General features: G+C 35.9%; 8 protein-coding genes. 2 read left to right on the forward strand and 6 right to left on the reverse strand.

All coding sequences use genetic code 11. The features are described from left to right. Positions 1 to 139: 139 nt before the first annotated feature. The 6 genes from EGI24_RS10445 to folP form a co-directional block, all read right to left on the reverse strand. Complete coding sequence (locus EGI24_RS10445; RefSeq protein ID WP_255048332.1) at positions 140 to 1,072, reverse strand: hypothetical protein; 933 nt, start codon at positions 1,070 to 1,072, stop codon at positions 140 to 142. A gap of 18 nt (positions 1,073 to 1,090) precedes the next feature. Next, positions 1,091 to 2,725 carry a SusD/RagB family nutrient-binding outer membrane lipoprotein gene (locus tag EGI24_RS10450; RefSeq protein WP_255048333.1) on the reverse strand — a complete coding sequence of 545 codons (1,635 nt, stop codon included), beginning with the start codon at positions 2,723 to 2,725 and terminating at the stop codon, positions 1,091 to 1,093. Positions 2,726 to 2,746: 21 nt separating this feature from the next. After that, positions 2,747 to 5,980, reverse strand: a complete 3,234-nt coding sequence (locus EGI24_RS10455; protein ID WP_255048334.1) for a SusC/RagA family TonB-linked outer membrane protein — start codon at positions 5,978 to 5,980, stop codon at positions 2,747 to 2,749. A 203-nt stretch (positions 5,981 to 6,183) separates the two neighbouring features. Beyond that, positions 6,184 to 8,247 (reverse strand): fibronectin type III domain-containing protein, encoded by a 2,064-nt coding sequence (locus EGI24_RS10460; protein WP_255048335.1) that lies wholly within the window; start codon positions 8,245 to 8,247, stop codon positions 6,184 to 6,186. Between the two features lie 178 nt (positions 8,248 to 8,425). Beyond that, complete coding sequence (locus EGI24_RS10465) at positions 8,426 to 10,204, reverse strand: fibronectin type III domain-containing protein (RefSeq protein ID WP_255048336.1); 1,779 nt, start codon at positions 10,202 to 10,204, stop codon at positions 8,426 to 8,428. 114 nt (positions 10,205 to 10,318) lie between these two features. Continuing rightward, positions 10,319 to 11,155, reverse strand: a complete 837-nt coding sequence (gene folP / locus EGI24_RS10470; protein ID WP_255048337.1) for a dihydropteroate synthase — start codon at positions 11,153 to 11,155, stop codon at positions 10,319 to 10,321. Positions 11,156 to 11,192: 37 nt separating this feature from the next. Here folP and EGI24_RS10475 point away from each other — a divergent pair, with 37 nt between their 5' ends. Both EGI24_RS10475 and EGI24_RS10480 read left to right on the forward strand, forming a co-directional pair. After that, positions 11,193 to 11,744 (forward strand): DUF1599 domain-containing protein, encoded by a 552-nt coding sequence (locus EGI24_RS10475; protein ID WP_255048338.1) that lies wholly within the window; start codon positions 11,193 to 11,195, stop codon positions 11,742 to 11,744. Positions 11,745 to 11,746: 2 nt separating this feature from the next. Then, a complete protein-coding gene (locus tag EGI24_RS10480; protein WP_255048339.1) occupies positions 11,747 to 12,871 on the forward strand; it encodes a BT_3928 family protein in 1,125 nt (374 codons plus the stop codon).

Raw genomic sequence — 12,871 nt, forward strand, 5'->3', positions numbered from 1 at the left:
CACAAAATTAGTTAATGGTTGGATTCATCGAATTGAAAAATAGTTAGATTTGTCAAATAGGATTTTAAATAAATGACTAACCATAAAACAAAAAAGCAAGACCGAAGTCTTGCTTTTTTAATATCAAACTAAATTAATATTAGTTCAAACCAGTTGGCCATGAACCTGAAGATCTTTTCAAGGTAGTGATACCTGAATCTCCAAAGTTGTTTTGCCATTTAAACTTCAACTCAGTTGCAGTATTACTGATATAGCTAAGGCTGTAAGCCAAACCATATTGGTCAGTACCTTTCATTCCAATTTTACCACAAGCATCAGTAAATCTGATAGAACCTGTAGCTGGATTGTCATTCCAAGCACATGCGTATTGTCCAAATGTACCATCAGAAACTGTATATTCACCAGCAGTTGTAGTTGCAGTAAGTGTAACTTTACCCGATACACCAGTTCCACAAGCAGCAGGATTAGCTCCATCAGCTACTGATCCAGTGATGTTGGTAGTCGTATAATCATAAGTTCCAGCCAAAGCAGAAGGACATACTACAGCTACTCTATAGAAAAATGGAGAGGTGTAATATTGCTCAGTTAGGGTAGGACTCATGTTATTGTTTGAGAATGTTTTCCCATCCAAAGTAGTCAAAACCAAACGATACTCTATGAAGTCTCCACCTCTAAGATTGGTTTTTGAAAAACCTAACTTAGACAATACGGTAGCCATAGGAAAGTTTACTGTACTTCTTGGCCATTTAGAGTCTGCAGTAGTTGTAAAAGTAGAACCATCTACATTTCCTAACAACACTTCTTTGGTTACTGTATTGCCTCTTCTGTGGTTCACATATACATCAACATTCTTAACGTTATTGATTTTATCTGCCGCATGACACTCTAAAAGAATGTTAAATGGAGAATTGTCTAAATCAAAGAAGTTGATTGCTGCAGGCGTTTTGATAGTTTTCAGATATGTACCCGTCTCAAAACCATTGTAAGGAATTGCAGGCTCAACAAAATCTGTACATGATGTCGCTATGAAAATAGCTACCATCATTGTGTATATTAATTTTATTTTTTTCATTTTATTCTCAATTTAGAATTAGTTAATAAAGCCGTCAGCATTGTTATCCCAGAATACTTTTACTTTAAAATCGGCTTTTTGCTTCGCATTTGAGTTGGTGTTTACATATACAGAAGGATAAATAAACGATCTAGGGAAGTTACCAACCGCTGGTTGTAAACCTGGCTGCATTCCGCTTGGTTGACCTGTTCTTCTGTAAAGATTGTAAGCCTCAACACCATTTCCATAAAGAGAAATCCAATATTCTCTACCCAAAACTTTCATTTTAGCTGTTGCAGTGGTAGCTGCATCATATTCAGTCGCAATTGCAGCCAAATATTTGGTTCTATTGGCATCAAATGTAGTAGTTGATTCAAATGCTGTAATTTTAGGGGCTTGGTTGGTTGTCAAAGACCAAGTTCTTACAAAGTTCATGCTTTTTGTAATACCAGAAGCGATAAGAGCTTTAGCATCTCCAGCAGTACCCAATGTAAGAGCAGACTCCGCTAACATGAAATCTACAAATGATGGCAACAAGATAGGCAATATACCAGCACCGCTAGTTGCCACATCAGCAGAACCAGCAGCAGCAGGGGTATTGTTATCAAATCTATAACCAGCTGGATAAACACCATAAAGCGTTCTCTTCAAACCGTCTGGTGGAATACCGTCGTTGTCCAAATGGTCTCTACCCCAGAATCCTCTTTCTCCAGGTAAACAGAAAACCATATCTTCAGGGTAATGAGAAGGCTTAAACTGCGTGATACATTCCATCTCAGATGGTGATGTAGTGTTAGCACCTACTTGACGATAGAAATAATATTTAGCACGAGGATCATCAAAACCTTTTGCCTCTGTCAGGTGCCACATGAAATACGTTGACTGGTAGTCACCACCACCAGCTTGTGCTTGTCCAGCAAAATCAGGATGACGGCTATCAGGGTCGTTTCCTGAAATACCATATTTGAATGTAAACTCATCACCAACGCCTAGCATATTGTTCTCAGTAATAAGAGCAGCAATAGCAGCTGTGGAACCAGCTTTGTCAATCAAACGTCTGTTCAAATGGTATTTCAACATCAATGTGTTCACCAATTTAGTCCATCTGGTGTAATTATTGGCATAGTAATAATCATTAGGTGTACCTGTAGCAGTTCCAGAAAAGTCAGTCTTAGCAGACTTCAACAATTCTAAAGCAGCTGCATAAACAGCAGCACCATCATCAGCCTTAGGATTGAAATTACTTGCGTCTAGTGCCTCAGAATAAGGAACACTACCAAATGCATCTACCAAAGTCATTAAAGTGAATGCTTCAAGCGTTTTTGCAATACCTGCATGTCTCTTGAAATTCTTCTCAGCTGCAATTTTTTTCAAAACTTTGATGTCAGCCAAGATTCCTGCATAACTGTTACTCCACAAACCATCATAGCTGGTAGGTGTATAAGCAGTTTCATAAGTGTTTGCTCCCTGGTTAATCATTCTGGTCAATCTTTGACCGCTATCGCTCACACCTCTAAAAATATTTCTAAAGTTCAACTGTATATTGTTCAATAGAAAGTCTGCATCTGTGCTGCTTTCTGTTACGGCATTGGGGTTCTCAAGATAATCCAATTCGCAAGAACTTACTAAAAACACTCCAAGTGCCAATAGTAAAGTATTTATTTTTCTTTTCATCATTAATCTTCTTTAAAATAATTAGAATGTTAAGCTCAAAGTACCACCTAATCTTCTAGCACTTGGTCCAGTCAAATAGTCAAATCCAAGTCCGTTACCAACTCCTAAGCTCAATACATCTGTGTCAAAGTTTACATATTTAGGCATGTTCAATGCTCTGAACCAAAGGTTTGATCCTGTAAAGGTGATTGACGCTTTTTTGAATGGAGTCTTTCCAATAACTTTAGTAGGTATTGAATAGCTCAAAGAAGCTTCTCTTAATCTAGCTGTACTGCCGTCAAAAGTTACTGCTTCGTCAGTAAAGAAGTAGTTATCAAAGAAGTAGTTTGCAGCAGTTACTTGAACTGTATTTTTGCTACCATCTTCTTGAACACCAGGAAGAATCAAAGTTAAATCTCTATCCAATTGGTCAGTATCTTTAGAAAGACCTCTAGCCAATACACCTTTAACTGTATTAGATAATATAACACCTTTGTGACGATACTCAAACATGAATGAAAGGTTAAAACCTTTGTAGCTCAAGTTGTTGATCAATGAAGATGTAAAAGCAGGGTTTGGATCACCCAAAGTAGCAAGGTCAGCAGTAGCTTTGTATTGACCGTTTGGCAACACAATTTTCTCGCCGTTTGCATTTCTAGCAATACCTAAACCTTTAATTAAGTTAAAAGGCTCACCAGGTATCGCAAAGTTACCCAAATTGGTAAATCCAGCGATTACTACTTGCTCTAATCCACCACCAAGTTCCATCACTGTAGTAGCATACTTTCCGTAGTTAGCTGTTATATCCCAAGTAAGACCTGAAGCGGTTTTAACAGGCGTTACAGTGGCAGCAATTTCAGCTCCTCTTGTTCTGATTTTACCAATGTTGATAAATGTAGAAGTATAACCTGTTGATGGGTCAATAGGTGCATTGGTAATCAAATCTTGCGTGTTTTTCTCATAAACTGATACGTCAAATTTCAATCTATTGCTGAACATTACCGATTCAACTCCAAATTCCAATTCTTTGTGCAATTCAGGTTTCAAGTTTGGATTACCCAAAGCATTTGAAATAGATTGAGTAGAAGTAAGTGCACCTGATGCATTTGACCATCCTCTTGCATTTTGTGCAAGTGTATTTCTTGTGTTATAAGGCGATGGGAAACCCGCTGAAGTACCATAACTTGCTCTTATTTTCAAGTCATTCAATATTTTAGAACTCATATCAAATGCTGAAGTAGGAACAAAAGAAACACTGGCACCTGGATATAAAATTCTTCTATTTTCTGATTCTACAGTTGAAGTCCAGTCGTTTCTTGCTGATAGGTTCAAGAATAAGTAGTCACTGTAATCCAATACCACGTTTGAGTAAACGCCAATTCTTCTTTCTTGCTCTATGTAGTTCAATCCACCTCCATCAAGAGATCTGTTTGAAGTAGCAGTAAAGTTAGAGTGGTTGAACAAACCAAATGTTAATTGGCCAGTACTAGCCATACCAAATTGGCTGTATTGGTCAAATCTATTATTAGCACCAAGCAAAGCAGTCAAGTTTATTTTGTCTGTCAATTGTTTGTTGTAATTCAAGATTAAATCATGGTTCCAAATTGAATTTTTGATAGCAACACTTTGGTAAAATCCGTTAATGATGTTTACGTTTCCACCGGTTGCTCCTTTGTTATACTGTCTCTCTTGCGTCTCAGTATAAGTGTCAAAACCTAAACGATAAGTCATTGAGAAATCATTATTGAAATCATAGTTCAATGAACTAGAAGTAAAGAATCTATCTACAAAACTTTTATCAGTATGGTATTTTGCTAACCAAAGTGGGTTAGTGATATCATTACCGCCTCTGTAATAAACTGAGCTTCTATCTACAGGGTTTTCATAAGGCCATCCAGCTAAGTCCACATTACGAGGCGTGTACATTACGTTAGCAAAAATAGACTGAATACCACCATCTGGACCAGAACCATATCCAGCGTTTAAAGGAGGAGAAGCCATGTCTGTATTGGCATAAGTAAATGAAGAACGTACAGAAAGTTTCTTGGTAATTTGAGAATTCAAACCTAATGCTAAGTTTAATTTTTTCAAAGTGTTACCTGGTGTAAAACCTTCTTCATTTTGATAACCCACACTTGCATTGTAACCAGACTTGTCAGAAGAACCTGAGATAGCTACAGAAGTATTGAATACGTTACCTTTTCTGAAGAATGACTTTCCTATATTGTCCTGAGCGATGTTTGGAATATCCACAACGTTGTTCAAAACGTCAGCAGCACCATTACCCCATGGTTTTGTAGGATCTACTGCATACTCAGGGAAGGCATTTCTGATTTTCGCAACACCTGACAAACCAATAGGATGTTTTGTAGTAGGTTGATCAGCAAAATTCGCACCCCAGTTTGAGAAGAACCACGATGGAGGAGTTAATTGTTGGAATCCACCACCATAATTGTTTTGATAGTCTGGTAAGGAAGCAATGGTATTTTGGAAATACGATTGGTTCAAGCTTACTTCAGCATTTTTTCTTTTGCCACCACCAGATTTGGTAGTAATCAAAATAACACCGTTACGTCCTTGGTCACCATACAATACAGTTGCAGAAAGACCTTTCAATACCGAAACACTTTCGATGTTGTTAGGGTCAATGTCCAACATACGGCTAGAAGTGGTTTGACCTCCAGTAGTAAATCCTGCTTGTGAGTTAGTTCCTGAGTTAAAAGGAACACCGTCAACAACGAACAAAGGCTGGTTTGAACCAGTTGCAGAAGAATAACCTCTGATAGTAATGTTAGTTCCTGAACCCGACATACCTCCCGTAGAAGTGATGTTTACTCCTGGAGCTTTTCCTTGAAGGATACGGCTAACGTCAGCCTCAGGACGATTGTTGATTAGGTCACTGGCTACCGTAGTAACTGCATAACCGATTGCTTTTTTCTCTCTTACGATACCTTGAGCTGTTACTACCACTTCTGATAGAGCTTTTGCATCGCTAGCAAGAACAACATTGATAATAGACTTTGTGCCTATCGCCACTTCCTGTGACAACATACCTACAAAGCTGTAAACGAGCGTTTGACCGGCGGCTGCCTCGATTTCATAGCCACCATTTAGGTCAGTTTGTGTACCTTTTGAGGTACCTTTGATTTGAACAGTCACCCCAGGGATACCTGATCCGTCGTCTGCTGAAGTTACCTTTCCGCTTATTTTACCCTGGGCAAATGCCGCAATTGATGAGCAAAATAGCACAAGGGCAAGAAGTAAATTCTTTCTCATGCATTGTTAAGTTTAGGTTATAAAAAAAATTTGTTATGCAAACATAATAATTTTTTAACAAAAAAAAAACTTCGATTACCATTTAATCGAAGTTTAATTACACTTATTCTAAATTATTGAAATCTTAAAATGTCTTCTTTGTATTGTACTATTATTCAATAGTTTCTGAAAGAAAAGAAGACATAATACGAAAAATTTATTTATTAATATTTGAATATTTTTTTTGTAATACTGGTTTCTCCATTGCTCAATACCACATTGTAGAGGCCTTGACCAAGGTTATTAATCGGTATCTCCAAAGTTTCGTTGCTATTCAACTTAATTGATTTATTAAGTGCCAGTCTGTTGTTTCTATCAAATACTTTGAGTGTGTAAGTTGACTCAAATTTTAGTTCCTCTGCCTTTATACTGATAACCTCAAACGCTGGGTTAGGGAATATACTAAGACTTACTAAACTAGGAACTGCACCAACACCGGTCATTGTTACGCTCGCAATATTTGAATTTGGAGACGAACCAATTGCATTTTTTGCAATAACTCTGTAGAGGTAAGTTTTGCCTGCTGAAACGTTTTCGTCCGTATAATTAGTTACATTTTTTCCCAGTGTTGCTACCAAGTTATAACTTACACCGGCATCCAATGATTTTTCAACGATGTAATTCTCTTCTCTTTTCGAGTCATCATACCAAGTTAAATTTACTTTACCTGAGTTTACTTTTGCTTTAAGTCCATAAGCTGCATTTGGAGCTTTACTTGGATTGATAATGAATGGTCCAATCACTGGCGAATAGGCAGATTCTCCTTCGGTGTTGCTACCGGCTTTAACTCTGTAGTAATATATAGTGGCTTCTTCGGGTGTCAAATCTTTAAATGAAACAATGTCCATTTTTATTTTTCCCAATTCAACGAAATTTTTATTATCAATACTTCTTTCAACGATGAAATAGTCTTCATCTTTTGAGTTGTCTTTCCAGCTTATGTCAAAAGCAGGATTGCCTAAAGCATCGTAATACAAAACCGCAATAGGATTGCTTGGTGGATATGGAGGTCCAGCAGTGGTATCTCTTATAAATACAGAGGTTGAAAATTTACCTTTGTCGCTTACTGAAAAAATAGTAACGTCAACGATATCTTTTGGCTTTAAATTCGAGATTTTCACTGAACTTGCAAAAGCAGGAAGATTTGCATACTCCACATAATTACCCACATTATTTATCTTTATCAAAACGTAGGTATTGGTTCTTATGTTGGTTCTGCAATTTAAGTCTTCCGATCCATTTGTCCATCTGATTGTGAGATGACTATTTGATTTATTAGATTGGTCAGATATTGGATTAGTAGGTGGATTTGGATTTACGTAAGCTTGTGCTGTTACTGCAACACTATTTGAAGGCGTTGAGCCTGTTGAGTTTCTAGTAAATAACGCATAGTATTGAGTTTGTCCAGGGGTTGCAGTTTGGTCATAATAATCAGTCGCTGCAAGTGCAGGTTTATCCAAATCAAAGAACGTTGAGTTGTCGTATGATTTTTTTAGGATATATTCTTGTATATCCTCTGAATTAGATGGTATCGTCCATTTTAAATGAATCAAAGTAGGACAATTTAAATCTGAAGTAAGTACTGGAGCAGGTGGAAACCCAATTTTTGTAGAAACAAATATTAGGCTTGACCATGGACCAGGAGTTGAATTACCCTTTGCACGTACTCTGATCGAATAACTCGTTTTCGCTTTTAGGCCAGTAAGTGGTCTATATATGGATGTACCAGCATTTTCAGTCAAAATGGTTGTATTGCCATTTTCATTTAGCTCAATGTCGAAGCCTGATTCATATGGGTTGGTATCGTCTATTCTTAAGCCAATAGTATTGTGTGTAACTAAATTGAGATCTACAGAAGGGCTTGGAGCCACCAACCCAATTACCAAGATATTTACACTTGAAGTTGCTATAGATCGTAAAGTATCTGAGGGAGCCTTCAATTTATAGCTCTTCATGTAAACAGTATAAATTTGATTTAATATCAAACCTGAAATATTTAAACTAGTAGCTGATGAAGCAATTTTCGCTGAATCCAACGGATCACTTGGACTAGAAAAGTAGACCTTGTAACCATCGAATGCCCCAATAGGTGCAGTCCAAGTCAAGTTTATTGAATTCGTCAAAGCTACTTGAGAACCAGCTAAGGCGGAAGGTGGTGCTGGTGGAAGTTGTCCGAAGGAGTTTAGATAAGCTAAAAAACACGTAAAAAGAATTAGAAATTTTTTCATTTTCTTTATTAATTAAGGAATTGCATTTTGTAATAGAGTAAAATTATGCAAAAATAGTAATATTTTAAAAAAAATGTGTCTTTTTTGATATTTAAAAGTCCTTTTCAACGCCTGAAAATATAAAACAAAAAAAAGAGAGTGACCTTGGGTCACTCTCTAAAATATTCAAATCTAAATTTTAATATTTAACTATTTTTCTTGATGATGATTCACTTTCAGTTTTGATCAACAATGTATAAACGCCACTTTTAAGTTCTTCTAAATTAATTTTCACAACTTTACTATTATAGTTTTTGTTATAAACCTCCAAGTTGCTTTGGTCTAAGATAGAAATATTAAGTGTTTCGAAACTTAAATCAGTCGGAAGATTAACTGTAATGAAATTTAATGTTGGATTTGGGAAAATACTTACTTCTGAGTTAGATAAAACTCCAGTACCAGCGGTTATTTTCACTTCAACAATATTTGAAGCTGAAGAACTACCTAAGGTGTTGGCGGCTTTTACTTGATAGAAATATGTTTTACCACTGGTTACAGTATTGTCTGTATATGAGGTAGCGTTTCTGTCAAGTTTTTTTAATTCTACAAAGGAGGTTTTGTTATCTACAGACCTTTCGATTATATAATTTTCTTCTTTGTTGGAATCGTCATACCATTTAAGGTCAACTTTACTTCCAGAAGCCACGGCTTTGAGGCCATAAGGTGCATTAGGTTTAGCTGAATATGCAAATTTTATAGGTTGAGTTATTACATAATCAGACTCTCCGTATCTATAATTGCCAGCTTTAACTCTATAGATATAATCAACACCTTCTTCGATAGGCTCGTGTTTGAAAGTATTGTTACCATCTTTTATTTTTCCTAAAACATTAAAGTTGATGCCATCTTTGCTTGCTTCTATTATAAAATAATCTTCATCTTGTGGTGCATGATCCCAACTCAAACCTATTGAAGAGTTATTCACAGCATCCTTAAATGCTACACCGATAAGATTGGTTGGTTTGCTCGCAGGGCCGAAAGTATTGTCAACACCTCTTCTGTGTTCAGAAAATATTCCTTTATCACTTAAAGAAAAGATATCATATTCTACTCTTTCATTTGGCTTTAGGCCTTTAATAATGATTCCGCTTGCCGTTGGATAGATGATTTCATAAAGTTTATAATCGGCATCTCCTTCTCTTTTAATCATAACATAATATGAACTTCTGATATTGGTTCCACAATCAAAATCTTGAGGAGGGTTTTCCCATGTAATATTCAACTGCGTATCTGTTTTGTTAACAGTACTTGACTTTACATTTATCGGAGGCAAAGGGGCTACAAAAGCTTTTACAGGTACAGTTATTCTGTTAGAAGAAGTAATACCGGTGCTGTTTTCAGCAAAAACGATATACGTTGCTGGAACGCCTGGTGCAATTCCTAAATCGAAAAGATTCCTTTGGTATCCAGGAAGTGTCCCAATGTTATGAAAAGTTACACCGTCGAAAGCCCTATGAATTACAAAATTTGTAATATCTTCTGCTCTTGCTGGTATTTCCCAAGATATCGAAACAAATCGAGCACAGTTGTTGTCTAATTTTACAATTGGGGCAACAGGTGCAGCTACTTTGGTGGTGATGTAAAATGGTAGTGACCATGGTCCGATATCTCCGCATGCTACAGAGGTTGCACAATTCAATGCTCTAGCTCTTACTCTATAAAAAGTCTTTGGAAGAAGACCAACCACGCTGTGTTGTTGGTATGTGCCTGGAGCAAGAATGGTTAGTCTTGTCATGCCACCGCCTTCAATTTCTACTTCCAATGCAATTTCAGTGGGATTTGTATCGGTAATTCCGATGAGAAACGAGCTCGTGGTGATTGAGGAAGGGAAATCTGTCAGTGTCGGAGCCACTAAGGGTTGAGCAAAGACTGCAAATCCTGAAAATATCAATGAAAATAAAAGGAAGATGTTTCTCATGATTCAAATATTTATGTACGTTAAGATTTAATTATCGTAAATATAATAATGATTCGAGTATTTTCAATTTACGACCAAAAATATTCTCTAGAAAATTATTTTACGGTTTTTAATTTATGACTTTTTTAACATTTCATATAACTCTATTGTGTTTTTTGCCGATTTTGGGTCATGCACCCGAATAATTGAGGCACCGGCTGCTAAGGCATAAATATGGAGTTGTGCAGTGGCTTCTAACGATTCATTTACGTCAATTTGTAGATATTTGTATACCATTGATTTTCTCGAAAGTCCGACAAGTATGGGGTAATTTTCATTTTGAAAAATGGAAAGATTCTTCAAAAGATCATAGTTCTGAATGAGGTCTTTGGCAAACCCAAAGCCAGGGTCAATTATTATATCCTTAACGCCATTTTTTCTTAAATAATTTGCTTTAGAATAGCATTCAAATAGGATATCTGTGTGTAAATCTTTGTAGGTTGTTTGATTTTGCATATTTTCTGGAGTTCCTCTTGTATGCATTAAGATGTAGGGTAGATTGGTCTTGATAATATAAGGAAACATATGACTGTCTAGGTCTCCACCAGAAATATCATTGACAATTTTTGCTCCAGCTTGCACTGCATTTTCGGCTACATTTTTCCTGAAGGTATCTATAGAAATGGTGAGATTTTTGAAATTTTTCAAAAGCGATTCTATGGCCGGTAAAACGCGGTCAATTTCTTCATTTTCAGAAATATTTTTTGCTCCAGGTCTGGTGGAGTATCCGCCAATATCAATAATTGAAGCTCCATTCTCAATCATTTCATTAGCTTTTTTCAAAAAATCTTCATCAAAAGGATTAAATCTACTATCTTTGTGGAAGGAATCAGGGGTAATATTCATTATTCCCATGATTATTGGTTTTTGAAAACCCAGTAATTCGCCTCCTACATTTATCGTGTTTTTCATAGTTTGCAAAAAAAACTAAAAATATTGGAAAATATCAATGTCTAACACAGAAATTGAATATTCAGAAATAATAAGTAACTGTTTTGAGATTTTCTCGAAGAAGAATTCTGACTATGGTACTTCTTGGAAAATTTTGAGATTGCCGTCTATTACAGACCAAATTTTTATTAAAGCCCAAAGAATCCGTACCATTCAAGAGAATGGTTTCTCGAGAGTGGAGGAGGGGCAAATACCTGAGTTTATTGGAATCATCAATTATTGTGTGATGGCTCTGATACTTATATCAGAAGACAATACCAGTGATGATTTAAGCGATTTGCAACTTGCTTATAATGTGCAAATTTCTGAAGTTAGAGAACTCCTATTTAACAAAAATCATGATTATGGTGAAGCTTGGAGAGAAATGCGGGTCAGTTCCATGACAGATATTATACTAATGAAATTGCTTAGGATAAAGCAAATTGAAGATAATAATGGGAAAACCATAATTTCGGAAGGTATTAAGGCTGGCTATCAAGACATAATAAATTATTCAGTATTTTGCCTTATCAAGTTAAAATACGTACAATTACAACAAATTCAGCAGTAAAAATGAAGTTATTAGCAAATTTATCAAGAATTCTTGTTGGCTTAGAATTTATATTTTCTGGTTTTGTAAAAGTAGTAGATCCCTATGGGACAGGTTTGAAGCTTCAAGAGTATTTTGAAGTTTTTGGTGGAGATCTACCCATGTTTGCTTCTTTTTTTAATGGTTTGGCACACAATGCATTAGGCTTGTCTTTGGTTTTTTGTTGCTTAGAATTGGTATTGGGAGTTGCTTTGCTTTTTAGCTTTCGAATGAAATTGACCTCCTGGATGGTACTAGGGCTCATGGTCTTTTTTACCTTTTTGACTTTCTATTCGGCATATTTTAACAAAGTGACAGACTGCGGTTGTTTTGGTGACTTTCTGAAATTAAAACCTTGGGATTCTTTTACAAAAGATATCATCAGTATGGTTTTCATTTTGATTATCTTTTCTCATCGTAACAAATTTGGAAAATCTGAATTTGGTACTCCAATGGTTCTGATTGCGACTATTATTTCTATAGGTATTGGAGTTTATGCTATCAGATATCTGCCTATTCTTGATTTTTTGCCTTATGCAACTGGTAAAAGTATTCCTAAACAAATGGAGAGACCAGACATAAAACCCGATTTGAAGTATGTTTTTCTTGATAAAAAAGAGAATAAGGAGATTGACAGTAAAGAATATTTGGCAGATACCAATAGATACAAATATGTTTCATCGGTTGTTTTGAATGAAGACCTATTGAAAGCAAAAATTACGGATTATAGTATTGCTGATAGTTCGGGGAATGATTTTACACAGCAAACTTTTGAAGGAAAAGTGTTTTTTATTGTTTTGAAAAAGAAAGAGGGACTTGAGGATTTAGACTTTGTCCCAATAAACAAATTGGCGAATAAATTAGCCAGAAGGAAAATTAAACCAATGATAATCACCTCAATACCGACGGAGGAATATTTAGGTTTGAAGAAAGAAAAAGGAATATCTTTTGATTATTATACTTGCGATGAAAAAGTCTTGAAAACCATGGCAAGAAATAATCCAGTTTTTGTATTATTAAATGACGGCGTTGTGGTAAAGAAATGGAGTTATAACAATATTCCTACCGCCGATCAAGTAAATGAATTGATAATTAGTACTAAGTTTTAA

Source organism: Lacihabitans sp. CS3-21 (assembly GCF_024343675.1).
GTDB lineage: Bacteria > Bacteroidota > Bacteroidia > Cytophagales > Spirosomataceae > Leadbetterella.

Coding starts and splice junctions, on each gene's coding strand:
- EGI24_RS10445 (WP_255048332.1), bottom strand. CDS start 1,072: ATGAAAAAAATAAAATTAATATACACAATGATGGTAGCTATTTTCATA.
- EGI24_RS10480 (WP_255048339.1), top strand. CDS start 11,747: ATGAAGTTATTAGCAAATTTATCAAGAATTCTTGTTGGCTTAGAATTT.
- EGI24_RS10475 (WP_255048338.1), top strand. CDS start 11,193: ATGTCTAACACAGAAATTGAATATTCAGAAATAATAAGTAACTGTTTT.
- EGI24_RS10460 (WP_255048335.1), bottom strand. CDS start 8,247: ATGAAAAAATTTCTAATTCTTTTTACGTGTTTTTTAGCTTATCTAAAC.
- folP (WP_255048337.1), bottom strand. CDS start 11,155: ATGAAAAACACGATAAATGTAGGAGGCGAATTACTGGGTTTTCAAAAA.
- EGI24_RS10450 (WP_255048333.1), bottom strand. CDS start 2,725: ATGAAAAGAAAAATAAATACTTTACTATTGGCACTTGGAGTGTTTTTA.
- EGI24_RS10465 (WP_255048336.1), bottom strand. CDS start 10,204: ATGAGAAACATCTTCCTTTTATTTTCATTGATATTTTCAGGATTTGCA.
- EGI24_RS10455 (WP_255048334.1), bottom strand. CDS start 5,980: ATGAGAAAGAATTTACTTCTTGCCCTTGTGCTATTTTGCTCATCAATT.